The sequence below is a fragment of the Pseudomonas yamanorum genome, from assembly GCF_013386765.1.
In the GTDB taxonomy this organism is placed as follows: Bacteria; Pseudomonadota; Gammaproteobacteria; order Pseudomonadales; family Pseudomonadaceae; genus Aquipseudomonas; species Aquipseudomonas yamanorum_A.
In genome coordinates this window covers 74,048-92,894 of sequence record NZ_JACARE010000025.1, presented here as the reverse complement: position 1 = coordinate 92,894, position 18,847 = coordinate 74,048, and the positions used below count along the sequence as shown (strand labels likewise).

The 18,847-nt window shown below is 58.5% G+C and carries 18 protein-coding genes; 14 read left to right on the top strand and 4 right to left on the bottom strand.

Annotation, left to right across the window (positions count from 1 at the left end; all coding sequences use genetic code 11):
• Nucleotides 1-9: 9 nt before the first annotated feature.
• Entirely contained in the window at nucleotides 10-1,179 is a 1,170-nt protein-coding gene (locus HX875_RS21070; RefSeq protein ID WP_177045311.1) for a Gfo/Idh/MocA family protein, read from the bottom strand.
• Between the two features lie 20 nt (nucleotides 1,180-1,199).
• Complete coding sequence (locus tag HX875_RS21065) at nucleotides 1,200-2,123, bottom strand: TIM barrel protein (protein ID WP_177045309.1); 924 nt, start codon at nucleotides 2,121-2,123, stop codon at nucleotides 1,200-1,202.
• 138 nt (nucleotides 2,124-2,261) lie between these two features.
• Here HX875_RS21065 and HX875_RS21060 point away from each other — a divergent pair, with 138 nt between their 5' ends.
• The 11 genes from HX875_RS21060 (at nucleotide 2,262) to HX875_RS21010 (ending at nucleotide 13,965) form a co-directional block, all read left to right on the top strand.
• Nucleotides 2,262-3,302 (top strand): LacI family DNA-binding transcriptional regulator, encoded by a 1,041-nt coding sequence (locus tag HX875_RS21060; protein WP_177045307.1) that lies wholly within the window; start codon nucleotides 2,262-2,264, stop codon nucleotides 3,300-3,302.
• A gap of 96 nt (nucleotides 3,303-3,398) precedes the next feature.
• A complete protein-coding gene (locus tag HX875_RS21055; RefSeq protein ID WP_177045305.1) occupies nucleotides 3,399-3,872 on the top strand; it encodes a hypothetical protein in 474 nt (157 codons plus the stop codon).
• Between the two features lie 1,182 nt (nucleotides 3,873-5,054).
• On the top strand, nucleotides 5,055-5,429 hold the full coding sequence (locus tag HX875_RS21050; RefSeq protein WP_218171982.1) for a RidA family protein: 375 nt from the start codon (nucleotides 5,055-5,057) through the stop codon (nucleotides 5,427-5,429).
• A gap of 60 nt (nucleotides 5,430-5,489) precedes the next feature.
• Nucleotides 5,490-6,923, top strand: a complete 1,434-nt coding sequence (nhaC, locus tag HX875_RS21045) for a Na+/H+ antiporter NhaC (protein ID WP_177045303.1) — start codon at nucleotides 5,490-5,492, stop codon at nucleotides 6,921-6,923.
• A gap of 14 nt (nucleotides 6,924-6,937) precedes the next feature.
• Nucleotides 6,938-8,119 carry a MalY/PatB family protein gene (locus tag HX875_RS21040; protein WP_177045301.1) on the top strand — a complete coding sequence of 394 codons (1,182 nt, stop codon included), beginning with the start codon at nucleotides 6,938-6,940 and terminating at the stop codon, nucleotides 8,117-8,119.
• Between the two features lie 29 nt (nucleotides 8,120-8,148).
• Nucleotides 8,149-8,853, top strand: coding sequence for a helix-turn-helix transcriptional regulator (locus HX875_RS21035; RefSeq protein ID WP_177045299.1), 705 nt, complete (start codon nucleotides 8,149-8,151; stop codon nucleotides 8,851-8,853).
• A gap of 177 nt (nucleotides 8,854-9,030) precedes the next feature.
• Nucleotides 9,031-10,314, top strand: a complete 1,284-nt coding sequence (locus HX875_RS21030) for an OprD family porin (protein WP_177045297.1) — start codon at nucleotides 9,031-9,033, stop codon at nucleotides 10,312-10,314.
• Nucleotides 10,315-10,448: 134 nt separating this feature from the next.
• The gene (locus HX875_RS21025) at nucleotides 10,449-10,952 is read left to right on the top strand and encodes a DUF1097 domain-containing protein (RefSeq protein WP_218171981.1); all 504 of its coding nucleotides are present in this window, start codon (nucleotides 10,449-10,451) and stop codon (nucleotides 10,950-10,952) included.
• Nucleotides 10,953-11,071: 119 nt separating this feature from the next.
• Nucleotides 11,072-12,193, top strand: a complete 1,122-nt coding sequence (locus HX875_RS21020; protein ID WP_177045294.1) for a Re/Si-specific NAD(P)(+) transhydrogenase subunit alpha — start codon at nucleotides 11,072-11,074, stop codon at nucleotides 12,191-12,193.
• Nucleotides 12,194-12,208: 15 nt separating this feature from the next.
• Complete coding sequence (locus HX875_RS21015) at nucleotides 12,209-12,529, top strand: NAD(P) transhydrogenase subunit alpha (protein ID WP_003187417.1); 321 nt, start codon at nucleotides 12,209-12,211, stop codon at nucleotides 12,527-12,529.
• A complete protein-coding gene (locus HX875_RS21010; protein ID WP_177045293.1) occupies nucleotides 12,529-13,965 on the top strand; it encodes an NAD(P)(+) transhydrogenase (Re/Si-specific) subunit beta in 1,437 nt (478 codons plus the stop codon). The genes HX875_RS21015 and HX875_RS21010 overlap by 1 nt, the downstream gene beginning before the upstream one ends.
• Before the next feature lie 43 nt (nucleotides 13,966-14,008).
• Here HX875_RS21010 and HX875_RS21005 read toward each other — a convergent pair whose 3' ends face one another.
• The gene (locus HX875_RS21005) at nucleotides 14,009-14,836 is read right to left on the bottom strand and encodes an SDR family NAD(P)-dependent oxidoreductase (protein ID WP_177045291.1); all 828 of its coding nucleotides are present in this window, start codon (nucleotides 14,834-14,836) and stop codon (nucleotides 14,009-14,011) included.
• Between the two features lie 430 nt (nucleotides 14,837-15,266).
• Here HX875_RS21005 and HX875_RS21000 point away from each other — a divergent pair, with 430 nt between their 5' ends.
• The 3 genes from HX875_RS21000 (at nucleotide 15,267) to HX875_RS20990 (ending at nucleotide 18,356) form a co-directional block, all read left to right on the top strand.
• A complete protein-coding gene (locus HX875_RS21000) occupies nucleotides 15,267-16,622 on the top strand; it encodes an MFS transporter (RefSeq protein WP_177045289.1) in 1,356 nt (451 codons plus the stop codon).
• Between the two features lie 64 nt (nucleotides 16,623-16,686).
• Entirely contained in the window at nucleotides 16,687-17,475 is a 789-nt protein-coding gene (locus HX875_RS20995; RefSeq protein WP_177045287.1) for an aspartate/glutamate racemase family protein, read from the top strand.
• A complete protein-coding gene (locus tag HX875_RS20990; RefSeq protein ID WP_177045285.1) occupies nucleotides 17,472-18,356 on the top strand; it encodes a helix-turn-helix domain-containing protein in 885 nt (294 codons plus the stop codon). Before HX875_RS20995 ends, HX875_RS20990 begins: the two co-directional genes overlap by 4 nt.
• Before the next feature lie 97 nt (nucleotides 18,357-18,453).
• Here the strand turns inward: HX875_RS20990 and HX875_RS20985 are convergent, their stop codons facing one another.
• Nucleotides 18,454-18,846 (bottom strand): Rid family hydrolase, encoded by a 393-nt coding sequence (locus HX875_RS20985; protein WP_177045283.1) that lies wholly within the window; start codon nucleotides 18,844-18,846, stop codon nucleotides 18,454-18,456.
• Between the last annotated feature and the right edge of the window lies 1 nt (nucleotide 18,847).

The window sequence follows — 18,847 nt, the reverse complement described above, 5'->3', positions numbered from 1 at the left end:
CATACCGCCTTAGTAGACGACCCAGGCGGAGTCGTTGTCGGCCGACAGCACGCAGCGCTCGACCCACCGCACGCCTTCGACGCCAGCGTCGATGCCTGGGTAACGCACCGCGCTGAGGGCCTGGGTATCGGCGCGGTCAGTCGCATCCATGGCCAGGGCAAAGCGGTAATAGAGATTGGCCCAGGCTTCGAACAAACCTTCCGGATGCCCGCCGCCAATGCGATCGTCGATCAGTGCATCGGGGTGCAGGTAACCCATGCCGCGCTCGAGTATTTGTGCGGGCTGCCCTTGGACCTCGAAGCTCAATTGGTTAGGGCGCTCATCCCACCATTCGAGACTGGCGCGAGAGCCGATGACGCGGATTTTCTGGCCGTGCATGGAGCCGGCATTGACCGCGCTCGACCAGACCATGCCCATCGCGCCGCCTTCGTATTCCATCAAGGTGTAGGCGTTGTCTTCCAGGGGCGCGCGGCTGGCGACGAAACTTTGCCGACTGCACATCAGGCGTTTGATTTTAAGGTCAGGCAGCATCACTTCCGACAGGTACAGCGGGTGCGTCCCGACGTCACCCAGCACGTAGCTCGGGCCCGCCTGACGCGGATCGACACGCCATTGCGTCGCCTGGCTCTGGGCCTCTACCGGCGCGCTATGGAAACCGTGGGCGAACTGCATGTGCACCATGCGCACGTCGCCCAGTTCACCGGCGGCGATCATTTGCCGGGCTTGCTCGATCAGTTGATGGCCGGCATACCCGTAGGTCACGCCGACGATGCGGTTTTGCTTATGCGACAGTTCACGCAGGGTTTCGGCCTGCTCGACGGTAAAACACAGGGGTTTTTCACACACCACGTGCAGCCCGGCTTCCAGCGCTGCCTTGGTGATGGCGTAGTGCGTACCGTTGGGGGTGGCGATCGACACCGCTTGAATGCCGTCTGGCCGTTGGGCTTCCTGTTCGAACAGGCTCAGGTAATCGGCGTAACAGCGTTCGGGCTCGACCCCCAGTTGCTCGCCGAATTCGCGGCCGCGCGCCGCATCGATATCGAATGCGCCCGCCACCAGTGCGAAGCTGTTGTCACGCAGTGCGGCGCAGCGGTGGATGTAGCCGATCTGGCTCTGGCTGCCGCCGCCGACCATGGCCCAGCGGATGGGTTGGGGGATTCGTTTGCTGCCGTTGATCATGGGGTGTACCTCGTGTGGGGTCAGAAACCGACGGTTGCCAGGTAGGTGCGGCTGGATCGGACATCTTCCAGGCTGCCATTGGCGTTTCGAGGGTCGCGTTCCTGCTCGACCGTGATGTAGCCCTCGTAGCCCAGGGTTTGGATAAGACGATACAGGTCCGGGTAATCGATAACGCCGCGACCGATGGGGCACATCACGCCCCTGGCACAGGCGTCGAAGAACTTGATGCGCTGCTTCATCACGTCGTCAAAAACGCCTTGGTCAATGTCTTTGAAATGGATGTAATCCAGCCGGTCGGCGTAAGCGCGCAAGGCAGCCGCCGGGTCCATGCCCGCGTAGTAGAGGTGCCCGGTATCCAGGCAGAGCCCGGCGACGTCGTCGGGAATGTCCTCGACCAGCCGCGCCAATTCGTCGGCAAACTCGATGTAACCCCCGGCGTGCGGGTGAATAACCGGGCGAATGCCGTAGTCATGCCAGGCGATCTGACAGATGGCCCGGATGTGCTCCACCATGGTTTGCCATGCGCCATCATCCAGGCGTTCAGCCAGCTCTGAATGGCCGGCAGCGTAGTCACGGTCCTCATGGCCCCAATCGATGATCACCAGGTAAGGACCGGCAAAGCGCTGGCCGGGCTCCTTGTCGATGGGCGGCAGTTGCTTGAGCAATTCGCAGATATCGCGGGTTTGCCTGAGCAGCGACGGCAGGTTCGCGGGGTTTACCAGATCATCGAAAATCGTCCCGGCCACCACATGCAGGCGGTTTTCGCCAAGGGCTGTTGCCACCACCGTTGCGTCAAGCGGCAAGTAACCATAGGGGCCTAACTCAATCCCGCGATAGCCCGCTTCATTGGCCTCACCGAGCACGTCGCGCCACGCTGGCAGATAAGGATTTTTTACATCGTCGACGCCCCAGCAGCAGGGCGCCGTAGAGATGTGGATGGTCATCGATACACTCCGGTGTTTTTGTTATGAGTGGACTGTTCAGCCTGTGACGATGCTATTTCAGGGGGGTGGAGCACCGCTACGGGAGGCTGGATAACTCTGTCAAAACCCTTCATGATTGCGAAAAAGAGATGTCAAAACATGTCAGAAGAGCCTCGTCGAAAACTGCGCCCCACCATGGCGGATGTCGCGCGTGAAGCCGGCGTCAGCCTCTCCACCGTCGACCGTGTGCTGAATCTGCGTGCAGACGTGCGTACCGACACGGCGCATCGCATTGCCACGGCGGCGGCACGCCTGGGCTTCCATGCCAAAGGGGTCATCGAACAACGGGTCCTGAATGACAAGCCGACGGTGCGGCTGGGGTTCCTGTTGCAGAAGAGCGGCGTGGCGTTCTACCAAGGGCTCGCACAAGCGCTGTCCAACGCCTCGGCCACGTTTGCGCGGGCGCGCATCCGTGTGGTCATCGGTTACCTGGACGACCTTGATCCGGCAACGGTGGCGCAGCGCATCCAGGCTATGGGTGAACAAGTCGACGGCGTTGGGGTGGTGGCGGTCGATCATCCGCTGGTGCGGGAGGCCATCGCCCGCCTGCAGGACGCGGGCGTTGCTGTGGTCGCGTTGATTTCGGAACTGGCCGGCCCAGCGTACGTCGGCCTCGATAATCGGTTGATGGGACGCACAGCGGGCTGGTTCGTCACCCGATTGGCAAGGCAGCCGGGCTCGGCAGCGGTGATGGTCAGCAGTCAGCGTTTCCAGTGCCAGGAGTTGTGTGAGCTGAGCTTTCGCAGCTACCTGTCCAATCATTCACCGGATTGGGAGTTACTCGCCTCACGCCTGACCCTTGAGGACGATGATTTCGCCTATGGCAACGCGCTGGATTTGCTGAGCGGGGAGCCCGACCTCGCCGCCTTGTACGTGGCCGGCGGTGGTGTCGCAGGGGTGCTGCGTGCATTGCGCGAACTCAAGCAGCAGAAGATCAGGCTTCCGGTGGTGGTGTGTCATGACCTGACGCCGCTGACCCGGGAAGCGCTGAAAGCTGATCTGGTGCAGGCGGTGCTCTCTCATCCGGTGGTGGCGGTGGCAGAGCAGGCGGTGAACGCTCTGGTCGCCGCGGTATCGGGCTCCAGCCTTGTCGACAGGGTGATAGTGCCCATACAAATTGATGTCAGCGAGAGCATCTAGTGACTATGGTCGCAACGATTTGCCAGATGGATCGCTCAGGGCACAATCACCGTCAAGTAAAAAACCTCCACGGAGCGTTAGCGCAGAGGAAATTCCATGAAAATAATTAACAGTATAGATTCTGTCAGCTCTCCAAAGTACGAGCAGTGGAAAAGCCAGTGGCGGGATCAGTCCGAGCTGGATGGGTTGTCTTATATCAGTGATGTTGTACACCCTGAAGATGCCTTGATGTTTTGCAAGGTCTTGTTTCCAGATTTTGTTTTTCATGAGTCGGGTGTGTTTCTGGAAAGTGGATTTACTGTTGAGGCGTACTCCAGGTGGATGAAAAATTGTAATAACGATGTGGTGGCGGTTGAGAAACTTTTGAACCATATGCATCTGTATGACGTGTTTGGCGGCTGCACTGACAGGGTGGATGAAGCTGTGTATGAACAGCTGTGCAGGATTGTTGCCCAGTCATGGAGGATGGTGTTGCTGAGTAAATTTCCAGAAAGGAAGTTTTGCGTGCAAGCGATAATATCTGATCAGGAATACGGTCCAGTGGTTACGTTTTCTGAGGTCAGAGAGTAGCTTTTTATACAATTCTTCTCATTTATAGTCGTGCATGGGGGAAGTTTCGGGTTGATCGCTCCCACGCTTCAGTGGGGGAGCGATGGCGTGTGCCTGCGTGGGTTACGCTAACTTCACGCAGCCTAGAGACTGTCAGGATCCCCGAAAAACATTTTGACTGGGCTCTAGCGCAGTATTTTCAGGGCGGAAAAACTAAAATATGCCCCCAGTTTTGCCCCCAGTAGCGCGGGGATATGCGGGCGATCGAGATTGGCGATCTCTGAGGCGGAGCAGGGTGGTCGTCGATGGCTTTCAGTGTACGTCAGGCTCGGCTTGCACGGGGATGCCTCGAAGATTAGTTGCCCAGGGCAGGGCACCAAGCGCCTGGTAGGACTACACCGCTTCCGTCGTTCGCTGGCAGTTGCATTAATTCAATTTCAACTTGGCCGCTCGGGAAACCCGGACGCTTGGTTTGCGCAAGCCGCAACTTGCCGCGCTCGGCCACATGATGATGGCGCCGTCCACTATCGCCAAGATCGTGATGCCGAGATGGACCGGAAACCGACACCACCCTCGGGCTGCAATCGCCGGGTGGAATGGCCAGAGCCCTGGTGCCGGTGCCCTTTGGCGTGTTGCGTTTCCAGTAGGTCGAAAAATGCATTGAGCTGATATTGTCAGAGGTGCCGAAAACACCCCTTGCATGGGGTGCTAGGGGTCGAGTGTTCGAATCACTCCGTCCCGACCATATAATTCAAGGGGATGCGAGATTTTATCTCGCGCCCCCTTTTTTATTTTCACATTTTTTCGCCTACAGAAAGGCTGGCTCTCGGTGGAATCCTCACCTTCTGGAAACGAGCTGGACGCAAGATTGACACGCTGAGCTAGGCCGGTTTTGGTGTGTTTGTGGTGCCGACGTTTGATTTCGACTTCCTGCTATTCGAATCCGATCGCTTCCCCGAAAGGCTTGCAGTGCTGCGTGACGCCGGCCATCAAATTCTGGGCTGGTTCATCCTGCAGCTTTTCTCGATCAGCCAAACACGCTCACAGAGGTGTTCGGTCGGCACGCATTGATCTCACATCGCAACACTACGTACGGTTTTATTTTTAAGAGTGAAAAAAAGTATTGCCGATAAACAAATGTTCAGTCTAAGATCCGCTCAAGCCAAATTTCCCTTGGCGTGAGTGTTTTCAGGAGTCTGGATTTTGCAAACCATCAACACCCCTCTGGCCCCAGCAGCAATTGGCCCTTATTCACAAGCGAAGGCTCATGGCGACATGCTGTTCGTTTCCGGGCAGATTCCGTTGGACCCTGTGACAAACGAGGTCGTCGGCACTGATATTCAAGTTCAGTCGCTGCAAGTGATGAAGAACCTCGAGGCGATCCTCACCGAAGCCGGCACTCACTACGGCAATGTCATCAAGACCACGTGCTTCCTCAGCGATATGGCCGACTTCGCCGTCTTCAATGCGCTCTACGAACAGTACTTTGTTTCCAAACCCGCCCGGTCCTGCATCGCCGCAAAGGCGTTGCCGAAAGGAGTGCTCGTTGAGATCGAGGCGATTGCCGTGCTTGATTAAGAGCCGCCGCAATCAGTAGCCGCTTTAACCATAACTACAATATAAAAAACAGGTGAAAGTATGCGTAACAGTTCTGATGCGCCGGTCACACGGCAGCCGATGACATTAACAAAAGCCGCGGTCGGCTTTTTCTTGCCACTGGCTTGCGTCATCACACTGGTGATGAACGATGTCCCAATCGTCATGGCATTGATGGCAGCCCTGTGTGTCAGCAGTTTGTTCAGTTTGTACCTGGGCTATAAATGGGTTGATATACAGGCTTCAGCCTTACAAGGGATAAACCGGGTTTTCCCCGCGACCTTCATGATGATTCTTGTCGGGATCATGATCGCGGTATGGATCGAGGCGGGCAGTGTTCCAACCCTGTTGTACTACGGCATAAAGCTGATTAACCCGGCTTATTTTCTGCCGCTGACTTTCCTTGTCTGCCTGCTGACGTGCCTGACTACCGGTACATCCTGGGGCACGGCTGGCACTGTCGGGTTGGCATTGATGGGCGTGTCCGAAGGCTTGGGCATTCCTCTGGCAATTACCGCCGGTGCGATTATTTCCGGGGCCTTGGTGGGGGAAAAACTTTCGCCTATCTCGTCAACGACCATCCTGACGGCAGCGAGTACCGGCACCAATCTCATTGATCATATTCTGTCGATGATGAACACCACGATACCGGCCACGGTGATCAGCCTGGTGTTGTTTACCTACCTGGGCCATGTGCACGCCGCGACTTCATCCGATATTCATACGGTCCTGATGCTGACCGATGGGTTGAAGGAACATTTCACAATTAACCCACTGTTGCTCGCGCCGCCGCTGTTTGTGCTGGTGTTCAGTGCCCTGCGCAAGCCCGCGATTCCAGTGTTTGTGGGTGGCATCGTGCTGGGCATCGTGTGTGCATTGGTGTTCCAGGGCTCGGGCTTTTCCCATGTGCTTTCCAGTGGCATGAATGGCTTTGTCAGCAAGACCGGCCTCGAGGCCGTGGATAAACTGCTGACCCGGGGCGGCGCGCTGAGCATGGCGTTCACGGTTTACCTGTGCCTGTGCGCCGGTATTATCAGCGGGATTCTGGACCGTCAGGGCATCCTGTCCGTGTTGATGAACGGCCTGTTGCGCTACGCCACCAGCATCGGTGGGCTGATTTTGTCGACCACTGTTGCCTGTCTGGCCTTGATGCTGGGCGGGGCGGGGCAGTACTGCACGCTCACCTTGCCGGGCGTGGCCTTCCGTGAGGCGTTCGAGGACCGCGATGTTCATTCCAGTGTGTTGTCCAGAACCATGGAAGACAGCGGCACCATGGTCGGCGCCGTGATTCCCTGGGACGTCTCCGCCGTGTTCTATGCTTCGGTGCTGGGCGTCAGTATGTTCGACTATGGCCCCTACACCTTCATTGCCTATATGACGCCTGTGATTTCCGTTATCTGCGGCTATCTGGGGATTGGCGTGTTTCGTCGCGAGCAAAAAATCCGTCCTTTGGTATTGCGCGCCGCAGCGGTTTGAAAAGAGACGTGAGAATGAACAAGCATTACGATTTTGAGACGCCGATTAACCCAACAGGCCTGAGCCGCTCGAAGTGGGAGTTCGAGTTCGAGCGCAAAGGGCGGGATACTCTGTTGTCCTTTGGCACCGCGGACATGGACTTTGCCTCAGCCCCCGAGGTGGTATCAGCGTTAGTGGCGACGGCCCAGCAAGGCCACTTCGGCTATCCGTACAAGCAGCAGCCCTACCATGAGGCGGTGGTGGGCTATTTGCAGCGCAACTTTCAGTGGGCCATCAACCCTGAGTGGGTGCAGTTTTCCACGGGGGTGTATGCCTCCATGCAGCCGGTGATCGAGGCGTTGAGTGAGGCCGGCGACGAGGTGATATTCCAGCCGCCGGTGCATCACATCTTTGCCGAACTGATCAGTGCGAACCAGCGCGTGGCAGTGGCCAATCCTTTGTTGTTTGACGGGGAAACATACAGGTTCGATTTCGACCAGCTAGAGCAAGTGATTACGGCCAAGACCAGGATCCTCCTGTTGTGCAATCCCCATAACCCGGTTGGGCGAGTCTGGACCCCTGAAGAGCTCGGTCGCTTACACGACATCTGCAGTCGTCACGCAATCCGTGTTGTCTCGGATGAGGTCTACAACGGCCTGCTGTACGAGGGTGTGCGTTTTACCCCGATGGCATCGCTATCCGCCAGTGCGTCGCTGAATACGGTCACGCTGCTGTCGGCGAGCAAGACGTTCAACCTGACGGGGCTCAAACATTCGCTGATGGTTACCGAGAACGAGGCCATCAGGCAGGCAATCGCCAAGGAGCAGCAGCGCAGCAATATGTATTACGGCGGTTCACTGTTTGGCCAAGTCGCCACTGAAACTGCGTTCAGGGAATGCGACCTGTGGCGGGCTGAGCTCATGGCGCATGTGGCCGCCAATTTCGAGTCTCTCTATGAGTTCTTCGGCATTCACTTTCCCGATGTGTACGTTTGCCGGCCGGAATCCACCTATTTCGCCTGGATTGATTGTTCCGGATGGGCGTTGCCCCGTCCTCAGTTGCAGGATTTTTTCGAGGAACATGCCAATATCATCGTGACCTTCGGCCACCTGTTGGGCCAGGGCGGTGAGGGCCACATCCGCATGAACCTGGCTTGCCCGCAGGCTACCTTGAGGGAGGGTTTGAACCGTATACTGGCGGCGTTTGAAGCCTATTAAATTCTCTGTGCGGGGTCCGCTTCCACGTTATGTCGACCAATAAAAAAACAAAACCAGGTGCGGGTCCCGTTAAGTTGACTGCCACTGACCGAGTGATTCTGGAGTCTCACGCAAAAGTGCTGGACGGGCTCGCGGAGTACTTGGGGGGGGGCTATGAATTTGTGCTGCACAGTTTGGAAAATCTCGACGCTTCCGTCATCAAGATCATAAACGGTCACCACACAGGCCGAACGGCGGGGGCGCCGATTACCGACTTGGCGCTGGGAATGCTGGGGAAAATCAATGATGAAGAGGGCGTCGAAGGCATCAGCTATTTTGGTAAAACCCGAAAAGGCGAGCCGTTGAAGTCGACCACTATCATTATTCGCGGCAGCCAAAATCTGCCGATTGGATTGCTGTGCATCAACTTTCATTTGAATACACCGTTGCAGGACATACTTGCCAACTTCGTGCAGATGGGTACCGCGAACGGCAATGGTGTTTCCGAAAACTTTGCGGTGGATGTCCAGGATACGATCATGACGGCGCTGGAGGCCGCCAAGAAGAAAGTCGCTGAAATGACGTTGGCATCACCGAACGCCTACAACAAAACGCTTATCGCTATTCTTGAAGAGCAAGGCGTTTTCAAGTTGAAAGGGGCCGTGGTGGCAGTGGCTGAAGTTTTGGGTGTCTCCAAGAATACCGTGTATATGCATATTCGTGCACTGCAGGAAGATGGCGCGCAGAGCGTCTAAGTTTAACTAACTGAACGTCATAAGTTGGCTTGTCCCGTGAAGGGGTAAGCCAGTAGGTACACCTGTTTCCGTTATTCAGGTTTGTGGCAACTTTCCGCTTGTTGGAGAAGTGCCGTGGAGTGGTGGTGTGTGGGCGTATGAATTGAATGTGGTCAACTTAATAATAAGGAAAATAAAATGTTGAAAAAGCATGTTTGTCTGATTGCAGTGGGTGCGGTAGTTACCGCCCACGCGATGGCGGGGGATCAGGAGGCGGCAAAGGGCTTTGTCGAAGACAGCAGCCTCAACCTGCTACTGCGTAACGCCTACATCAGCCGCGACTACAAAAATGGCGAGACGGATAAGGCGGAATGGGGCCAGGCTGCCATCGGCACCTTCTCGTCCGGTTTCACCCAAGGTGTCGTTGGAGTGGGCGTGGATGCGTTTGGTCTGTATGCGCTTCGATTGGATGGCGGTAAAGGTCGCAGTGGCGGGGGTGGCATCGACTTCTTCAAGCAGGGCGATAGCGGGGATGCGGCGGATAGCCTGTCCAAGGGCGGTGCGGCGATCAAATTCCGTCTCTCCAGCACGGTGTTCACCGTTGGCGACCAGATGCCGAGCCTCCCGGTGCTGAATTACAACAATTCAAGGCTGCTCCCGGAAAGCTATACCGGTACCTTGATCACTTCGAGGGAGGTCCAGGGGCTGGAGTTGAATGCCGGGCACTTTACCGCCGAAACGCGCAAGAGTGCACAAGGTCGTGATAGCGGTGATTTGAAGGCGATCAATGTAGTGGGCGGCAGTTACCAATTTACCGAGCGATTCAAGGTAGCGCTGTATGCATCCGATGTGGAAGACGTGTTGACGAAACAATACGTCAACCTCAATTACGCGCTGGCGCTGAACCCCGGCCAGTCCCTGACCTTCGACTTCAATGGCTACCGCACCAAACTGGACGACGCCTATGCAAGCCAAAGCGGTGCCGAGGGTGACGACAACAAGATCTGGAGCCTGGCCGCCACGTTCGCAACCGGTCCACACGCGTTCACCGTCGCCCATCAACGCAGCACGGGTGACAGTAACCTCGGTTATCCCTATGGCCGCTATCAGAGCGGTGGCGGCGTTGGGGATGGGGGTAACACGGTCGCGCTGGCCAATTCCTTCTGGTCGGATTTCAACGCCAAGGACGAGCGCAGCTGGCAGTTGGGTTATGGGTTTGATTTTGCTGCGCTGGGTGTTCCAGGTCTTACCTACAATGTCGCGTATGTGCGGGGCGATAATATTTCGACGGCCACGACTTCGGAAGGTAGCGAGCGCGAAATTTTTAACCAGTTCAAATATGTGGTGCAAAGTGGGCCGGCAAAAAACCTGAGTGTAAAACTGCGAAGTTCGATCCTGCGCGTTTCCAACAAGTCCTCCGATTACAACAGCAGTGGCAACGAGCTGCGTGTGTTTGTGGATTATCCGATTCAGATTTTCTGATGAGGCCTTAGTGCGTTCATCGGTCTGATCGCGATCAGCTTGCTGACGGCCATGTGCCTGGCGCATCCATGCACATGGCCGTCGTGCTTTTTCAGCCCAATGGGCTTTTTTTACGTTAGCGAGAAGTGAGGGTTATGCGCCTCTGTGTATCGATCAATCCCATCAAGGCGATCGTGGGTGAGTCGGTGTTGGCCTGTCTCATCGCTACGCTCTGTGCACTGCTGATTCATGTACCGGTGTGGGCGATGTTTATCGGCTGGATCACGTTTTTTACCCGTGGGCCTTCTGCGCGCGAGGGGGTGGTTAATTGGGGCTGCGTCCTGGGAGGGCTGAGCATAGGTGTCACGGCCGGTTTGGCGAGTGAACTCATGGCGTCCAGCCTGGGCGCGTTGACGGTTATCCCGGTTGCGCTGGGGGTCACCTTGTTGGTGTTAGCGCTGAAGTGGGTGCCCGTGTTCAATAACGTGCTGGGCTACTTCCTGGGGACTGTCTGCTATTTCGCATCACACCTGCCGCCCTCGCTCTCGACGTTGCTGGATCTGGCCGTGGCATTGTCACTGGGTGTTATTGGCGGCTTCCTGGCCAGCGTGATGAACCGTTATTGGAGTGAAACCGGTATGCGCAGTGCGCGCGGGTGAAACCCGCTGCACTGACCATAGCCATCGCCTATGGTTGGCACCGTATAAGCAGTCTTCATCCGGCCGATAGCGCCGTGGATAATCCCCTGCTGATAGTCATGGGGCAGGAGAATAAGAAAGTGCACATCGCAATACCGCTCGAAACAAGTACCGGTGAAACGCGGGTGGCTGCCACCCCGGAAACCATCAAGAAGCTGATCGGCCAGGGCCACAAGGTCACTGTTCAAAGCGGCGCTGGCATCAAGGCCAGCGTTGTCGACAGTGCCTATGAAGCGGCAGGCGCAACCATTGGCAGCGCCAGCGATGCGTTTGGCGCCGAGCTGATTCTCAAGGTGGTGGCGCCCAGCGACAGCGAGTTGTCGCTGATCAATAGCGGCACCGTGTTGGTGGGCATGCTCAATCCGTTCAGCAACGAAACCATTGCCAAGCTGGCCGGGCAGGGCATCACCGCCTTTGCACTCGAAGCCGCGCCGCGCACCTCGCGGGCCCAGAGCCTCGACGTGCTGTCGTCCCAGGCCAACATTGCCGGTTACAAAGCCGTGCTGCTCGCCGCCCATCACTACCCACGTTTCATGCCGATGCTGATGACCGCTGCCGGTACCGTTAAGGCTGCGCGTGTGTTGATTCTCGGCGCCGGCGTTGCTGGCCTGCAGGCCATCGCAACGGCGAAACGTCTGGGTGCCGTGATCGAAGCGTCTGACGTGCGCCCGGCAGTAAAAGAGCAGATCGAATCCCTCGGCGCCAAGTTCGTCGACGTGCCCTACGAGACCGACGAAGAACGCGAATGCGCCGTCGGTGTTGGCGGCTACGCGCGCCCCATGCCTACCAGCTGGATGCAGCGCCAGGCCCTGGCCGTGCACGAACGCGCCAAGCAGGCCGACATCGTGATCACCACCGCGCTGATCCCGGGCCGCAAGGCACCGACCCTGCTCAGCGCCGAAACCGTCGCGCAGATGAAGCCCGGCTCGGTGGTCATCGACCTCGCTGCAGCCCAAGGTGGCAACTGCCCGCTGACCGTGGCCGATGAAACCATCGTGGAAAACGGCGTGATCATCTGCGGCCCGACCAACCTCGCCGGCGCCGTCGCCGCCGACGCGTCGGCCTTGTACGCACGCAACCTGCTGGACTTCCTGAAGCTGGTCTTCAACAAGGAAGGGCAGTTTGAACTCAACCTCGAAGACGACATCGTCGCCGCGTGCCTGATGTGCCGCGACGGCCAAGTCATCCGCAAAAACGCCTAAGCAGGGATTCAGACGATGGAAGAGCTTATCTCCCCCGGTATCTACAACCTGATCATCTTTGTGCTGGCGATCTATGTCGGTTACCACGTGGTCTGGAACGTTACACCCGCGCTGCACACCCCATTGATGGCGGTGACCAACGCGATTTCGGCGATTGTGATCGTCGGCGCCATGCTCGCTGCGGCACTCACCGTGACGCCACTGGGCAAGACCATGGGCACGCTGGCCGTGGCCCTGGCGGCGGTCAACGTGTTTGGCGGTTTCCTGGTGACGCGCAGGATGCTGGAGATGTTCAAGAAGAAAGCCCCGAAAGTAAAAGAAGAGGCGCCGAAGTAATGAGCATGAATCTGGTCACGACGCTCTACCTGATCGCGTCGATCTGCTTTATCCAGGCCCTCAAAGGCCTTTCGCACCCCACCACGTCGCGACGCGGCAACCTGTTCGGCATGCTCGGCATGGCGCTGGCGGTGCTTACCACCGTGGGCCTCATCTATAAGCTTGGTGCTGAGCTGGCGACTGCCGGCATCGGCTACGTGATCGTCGGCCTGCTGGTCGGCGGCACCGCCGGTTCGATCATGGCCAAGCGCGTGGAAATGACCAAGATGCCCGAGCTGGTAGCGTTCATGCACAGCATGATCGGCCTGGCTGCGGTGTTTATCGCCATCGCTGCAGTGGTCGAGCCGCAGTCCCTCGGTATCGTCAAACACCTGGGCGACGCGATCCCTGCGGGCAACCGCCTGGAACTGTTCCTTGGTGCCGCCATCGGTGCCATCACCTTCTCCGGTTCGGTGATCGCGTTCGGCAAGCTGTCGGGCAAGTACAAGTTCCGCCTGTTCCAGGGCGCACCGGTACAGTTCGGTGGGCAGCACAAGCTGAACCTGGTGCTTGGGCTGCTGACGCTGGGCCTGGGTCTGGCGTTCATGCTCACCGGCAACCTCACGGCCTTCGCCGTGATGCTGGCCCTGGCCTTCGTGCTGGGCGTGCTGATCATCATCCCGATTGGCGGCGCCGACATGCCGGTAGTCGTCTCGATGCTCAACAGCTATTCCGGCTGGGCAGCGGCGGGTATCGGCTTCTCGCTGAACAACTCGATGCTGATCATCGCCGGTTCGCTCGTAGGCTCCAGCGGCGCGATCCTGTCGTACATCATGTGCAAGGCGATGAACCGCTCCTTCTTTAATGTACTGCTCGGCGGTTTCGGTAATGCGCCGGATGCCGGTGCTGCTGCAGGCTCTAAAGAAGCGCGCCCGGTCAAATCCGGTTCGGCTGATGATGCAACCTTCCTGCTGACCAACGCCGACACCGTGATTATCGTCCCGGGCTACGGCTTGGCGGTGGCACGCGCACAACACGCACTGAAAGAGCTGACAGAGAAGCTGACCCATCGCGGCGTGACCGTGAAGTACGCGATCCACCCGGTGGCGGGCCGTATGCCTGGCCATATGAACGTCCTACTGGCCGAGGCGGAAGTGCCTTACGACCAGGTGTTCGAGATGGAAGACATCAACTCGGAGTTCGGCCAGGCCGACGTAGTCCTGGTGCTCGGCGCGAACGACGTGGTCAACCCGGCCGCCAAGAACGATCCAAATTCGCCGATTGCCGGCATGCCGATCCTCGAAGCGTTCAAGGCCAAGACCATCATCGTCAACAAGCGCTCGATGGCCAGTGGTTATGCCGGGCTGGATAACGAGCTGTTCTACCTGGACAAGACCATGATGGTCTTTGGTGACGCCAAGAAGGTCATCGAAGACATGGTCAAAGCCGTCGAATAAAAAAACCGGCCTGCAACGGGCCGGTTTCCTACGTGAGCCAGAGTTATTTAGCGGTCGCCGCAAACCCTGGCCGTGGGATCTTGCCCATCAACATGCAGGACAGCCCGCCATTCACATCGACCTCGGTGCCGCTGATGTAGGACGAGCGCTCACTGAGCAAAAACAGCACGGCGTTGGCGATGTCTTCGGGCGTGCCGATGCGTTGCGTCGCCGTAAAGGCTTCGCGTGCTTCGGTGATGCCTGGGTGGTCGTAATACGCAGCCGTAAGCGCTGTACGAATCATCCCCGGCGCAACGCAATTACTGCGAATGCCGTACGGCCCCCATTCAACTGCGAGCTGCTTGGAGAGCGCCTCCACGGCGGCCTTGCTCGGCGAGTACGCACCGCTGTAGGGCTGGGGAATTTGCGCTGAGATCGAGCTGATATGCACGATGCTGCCGGCACCGGCCTCACGCATCTGGCGCCCGAACTCCCGGGCGCAGAGCAGGTAGCCATTGAGGTTGACCGACAGCAGGGTATTCCAGTCGGCCAGTTCGATATCGGCCAGGTTGGCCGCACGCAGGATGCCCGCAGCGTTGACCAGCGCATCACACCCACCAAACTCTTGGGCGACACGTTCGGCTGCAGCCTTGACCTGGAATTCATCGGCGATATCGCAGGCGATGCTCAACGTACGGCCAGAGTAAGCGTTCAACGTGTGTTGCAACGCTTCACAGCCCTGCAGGTTGCGATCGAGCAGCACCACATGGGCGCCGCTTTCTGCCAGTGCACTGGCGATCGAGGCGCCGATACCACTGGCGGCACCGTTGACGACACAGACCTTGCCGGCAATGCCAAGCCAATCGGTGTGGGTGGAGGAGGGCGTTGTCATTGTTGAATCTCCTGAGGTTGATCGCGAAAAAACCCGAAAAGGACGCCTGTAGTCTTCATGAGTCAGCCGGCGAAGATAAGGGCAGAAACCTGCGCAAAATTGCACTTTTCCTAACTGCGGCTGGATAACTGCAGCCCACACTTCGCGGCAGAACGCCCACGGAATAGACGCTGTTGCGCGGTCGTTACAGCGCCGCTTGACTGCATCGTCAGGTATAGGGCTTGCCTATACAGTCCACTGGATTCGCCCCGTTCATTCCCCCGCAAAAAGGGCGCAACAATGCGCCACGGGCTCCTGATCACTCTGTACCCATGGGCCGGCCACATTGCAGAAGATCGCAGCCAAGACTCGATCCTGCCGTGCCGCTCCTTGAGTGATTGACCCGTCCACCACTCTGCCACGAACTACAATAATTTCAGAGGCGTGCACCATGAACGGTACATCGACAGCAGCCCCCGGCCTGATCGAAGGGCAGGCGGGTAGTGACCCCCATGCGCAACAGAGCAAGTCCAACAGCAAGCCCTTGAATAAAGCCGTGCTCGGCGTGACGCTGGGCAATATGGTGGAGTGGTTCGACTTCGCGCTGTATTCGTCGATGGCGGTATTGATCGGCGACATCTTCTTTCACAGCGAAAGCCGCACCACGCAATTGATTGCGATCTATGCCACCTTTGCCGCCGGCTTCCTGATGCGGCCATTGGGCAGCCTAGTGTTCGGCCCCATCGGCGACCGCTATGGGCGCCGCGCGGCGCTCACCCTCAGCATCGCGCTCATGGCGGTGGCAACCTTCTGCATTGCCCTCATCCCCTCCTATGAAAGCATTGGCATCGCGGCGCCCATATTGTTGGTGGCGATGCGCATGTTGCAGGGGCTGTCCACCGGCGGCGAGTACGGCGGCTCGGTGATTTTTATTGCCGAACATGCCCCGGACAAGAGCCGCAGTTTCCTCACCAGTTGGCTGGAGGTCGGCATCTTGTCCGGCTTCCTGCTTGGCGGTGTGGTGGTCAGTGCGTTGATGCTCGCCCTGGGCGAAGAAACCATGCGGGCCTGGGGCTGGCGTGTGCCGTTTGTGATCGGCGGCTTGCTGGGCATGATCGCCTTGTACCTGCGCCTGAACCTGGAAGAAACACCCATTTTCAAGGAGCTGCAAGAGAACGAACGCAAGCAGGTGGCCAACAAGCGCAGCCTGATGTCGATGCTGGTGGAAGAATGGCCCAACCTGGTCAAGAGCATGGGCCTGGTGGCGATCTATAACGTTTGCTACTACGTGGTGCTGGGCTACATCCCGGGCTACCTGACCAACGAGCTGGGCTACTCCGCCAGCTTCGGCAGCGTGCTGGGCATGGTCGGGACCCTGAGCATGTTGCTGCTGGTGCCGTTCTCCGGGTTGCTGGCGGATCGGGTAGGGCGCAAGCGCCTGATCGCTCTGGGTTGCATCCTGCTGATCGTGTTCTCGATCCCGGCGTTCACCATGCTGCAGACCCACAACGTGGTGCTGGTGTATGTCGCGGTGCTCGGCCTGCTGGTTGCCCAGCTCCTGTTTGAAGGGGCGATGGGCGCCACCCTGGTGTCGCTGTTCAAGGCGCCGGTGCGCTTCAGTGCCCTGGCCTTGAGCTACAACCTGTCGGTGTCGTTGTTCGGTGGTACCGCGCCGTTGGTCAACACTTGGTTGATTGGCCAGACCGGCAACACCATGATCCCCGCGTACTACCTGATCGGCGCCGCTGTGGTGGGATTGGTCGCTATCCTGATGACCGAAGACCGCACCGGTAAACCGATGCCCTGAAGCTGTTTCCTCGTTGCCGGCGACTCGGTTCGCCGGTTTTTTTTCGCCCACAGGATGACGCGCGATGAAACTCTGCTGGATTCACCCCACGGGCCGTAACGCGGCCCTTGAACCGTTGTGGAACACCATCCATGAAACCGTTGGCAGCGCTGTGGCCCAGGGTGTGCAACTGGACTTCCGTTTTCTCGACAACAGCGGCGGCTTTACCCGCTCGCTATACGCCGAGCACCTGAATTCGGTGTTGATGGTGGAAGCGGCGATCCAGGCCCAGGCTAACGGTTACGACGGTGTATTCCTCGGTTGCTGGAATGACCCGTTATGGGAAGCGCGTGAAATGCTCGATATCCCGGTGGCCTCGGTGGGCGAGCAGTCGATGCTGGCAGCGCTCGCCATGGGCCAGCGTTTTGCGGTGATCACCGTCTCGGATAAAACCGCAGCAGCCATCGAGCGCGACATTGTTGGCTACGGCCTGACCGATCGCTGCATTCGCCAGCCAGTGCGCACGATCAAGCCGTACTCCACGGCTGACCTGCTGCTGGAAGCGACCCATTCGCCCGACGCAACGTTTATTCCCCGGCTAGAAGCGGTGGCGCAGCAGTGCATCGCCGAGGGCGCCGATGTGATCCTGGTGGGCTGCGCCTACTACGGCCCCTTGCTGCGTCGCATCGGCTATTGCCAGGTCACGGGGACCAACGTGCCGGTTGTGGATTCTTCGACCGTGGCCCTCAAGTACTTGGAAGCCATGGTGGGCATTGCTCACTGCACCGGCGTGGTGAAGAGCGCGGCAAACCTGTTCGCCGGTATCGATGCTGCGTCCATCGCCCAGGCGCGCAAGGCGTTGGGTTTGGTATGAGGGCGCTGCCCGATGCCTTGCAGCGCACGGTACCGACCTTCAAGCTGTACGGCGAGATATTGCCGTGGGCCACGCCCGAGCCGTTGCACAGCGAGTTGATCAGCGAGCGCAGCGGGCGCCTGGATTGGCATATCCCCAACCATCGCCACGCCGACCTGGTGCACTTTGTGTACTTGCGCAGTGGCGCACTGGTGCTGCAATTGGAAGCGGCGCGGCATGCGTTGAACGGGCCGGCATTGATCGTGGTGCCGGTGATGGCCATCCATGGTTTTGACCTGGAACCGGGTGCGGATGGCTACTCGGTGGCGGTGCACAAAACCTTCCTTGATGAACTCACACCGCCTGGCGAACCCTTCGAGCGCGGCCGCCATCACCCTCTCGCAGGGCAACCCCAGGCGGCCTTACTCGACAGCTTGTTCAGCCTGTTGCACGCCGAATACAGCGAGCCGGGTGTGGGGCGGGATGCTGCTCTGCAGGGCTTGACCCAAGTGTTGGCGGTGCAGATTGCGCGCCTGGTCGGCGTCGGTGATACGCCGCAGCGAGCGTGTGAGAGCAAGGGCCATCACCACTTGCAGCGTTTTCAGAAGCGCGTCGAGCAGTGCTTCAAACAACACTTGGGTATCGAAGCCCTGGCCAATGAGTTGGGCATTACCGGCACTTACCTGAACCAGGTTTGCCAGCGCCTGACTGGCAGCAATGCATTGCACATCCTGCATGAGCGCTTGATGCTCGAAGCCCGACGTCTGCTGATCTACACCACCCTGACCATCAGCCAGGTGGCCGATGAACTGGGCTTTGATGACCCAGCGTATTTCACACGGTTTTTCAAACGCCACGCAGGCATCTCGCCCAAGCTGTTTCGCCAGAAACGCCACGCATAAAAAATGTGCGAGGGGGCTTGCTCCCGATAGCGNNNCGCTATCGGGAGCAAGCCCCCTCCCACAGGTGTTTCTTACACTCTATGAGCGTGAGCTCGGTTCAGTCGGCGACGATCGCGTAGGTTTCAATCTCGACTTTCTGCCAAGGGCGCAGCATCGAGTCCACCTGGATCAGGCTGCTGGCCGGGCGGATGCTGTCGAACACTTCGCTGTGGGCCTTCGCCACCGGCGTTGCATCGTTGATGTCGCGCAGGTAAACCACGGTGCGCACTACGTCCTCGGCGCTCATGCCGGCTTCGGCCAACACCTTGTTCACGGTCACCAGGATGGCCTGGGTTTGCTCGTAGGCATTGCTGTGCTCGTAGTCCGGCGACGCGCACGTGCCGGAGATATGCAGGTGGTTGCCCACTCGCACGGCGCGGGAGTAACCGAATACGGATTCATACTGGCCGCCGGAGGAAATGTTCTGGCGAGTTGCGGTTTTGCTGGTCATG

Excerpts from the sequence above, each read along its gene's own strand:
- HX875_RS20985 (WP_177045283.1), bottom strand. The coding sequence starts at position 18,846 with ATGACCAGCAAAACCGCAACTCGCCAGAACATTTCCTCCGGCGGCCAG.
- HX875_RS21005 (WP_177045291.1), bottom strand. The coding sequence starts at position 14,836 with ATGACAACGCCCTCCTCCACCCACACCGATTGGCTTGGCATTGCCGGC.
- HX875_RS21070 (WP_177045311.1), bottom strand. The coding sequence starts at position 1,179 with ATGATCAACGGCAGCAAACGAATCCCCCAACCCATCCGCTGGGCCATG.
- HX875_RS21055 (WP_177045305.1), top strand. The coding sequence starts at position 3,399 with ATGAAAATAATTAACAGTATAGATTCTGTCAGCTCTCCAAAGTACGAG.
- HX875_RS21015 (WP_003187417.1), top strand. The coding sequence starts at position 12,209 with ATGGAAGAGCTTATCTCCCCCGGTATCTACAACCTGATCATCTTTGTG.
- HX875_RS21030 (WP_177045297.1), top strand. The coding sequence starts at position 9,031 with ATGTTGAAAAAGCATGTTTGTCTGATTGCAGTGGGTGCGGTAGTTACC.
- HX875_RS21065 (WP_177045309.1), bottom strand. The coding sequence starts at position 2,123 with ATGACCATCCACATCTCTACGGCGCCCTGCTGCTGGGGCGTCGACGAT.
- HX875_RS21035 (WP_177045299.1), top strand. The coding sequence starts at position 8,149 with ATGTCGACCAATAAAAAAACAAAACCAGGTGCGGGTCCCGTTAAGTTG.
- HX875_RS20995 (WP_177045287.1), top strand. The coding sequence starts at position 16,687 with ATGAAACTCTGCTGGATTCACCCCACGGGCCGTAACGCGGCCCTTGAA.
- HX875_RS20990 (WP_177045285.1), top strand. The coding sequence starts at position 17,472 with ATGAGGGCGCTGCCCGATGCCTTGCAGCGCACGGTACCGACCTTCAAG.
- HX875_RS21000 (WP_177045289.1), top strand. The coding sequence starts at position 15,267 with ATGAACGGTACATCGACAGCAGCCCCCGGCCTGATCGAAGGGCAGGCG.
- HX875_RS21010 (WP_177045293.1), top strand. The coding sequence starts at position 12,529 with ATGAGCATGAATCTGGTCACGACGCTCTACCTGATCGCGTCGATCTGC.
- HX875_RS21040 (WP_177045301.1), top strand. The coding sequence starts at position 6,938 with ATGAACAAGCATTACGATTTTGAGACGCCGATTAACCCAACAGGCCTG.
- HX875_RS21025 (WP_218171981.1), top strand. The coding sequence starts at position 10,449 with ATGCGCCTCTGTGTATCGATCAATCCCATCAAGGCGATCGTGGGTGAG.
- HX875_RS21060 (WP_177045307.1), top strand. The coding sequence starts at position 2,262 with ATGTCAGAAGAGCCTCGTCGAAAACTGCGCCCCACCATGGCGGATGTC.
- nhaC (WP_177045303.1), top strand. The coding sequence starts at position 5,490 with ATGCGTAACAGTTCTGATGCGCCGGTCACACGGCAGCCGATGACATTA.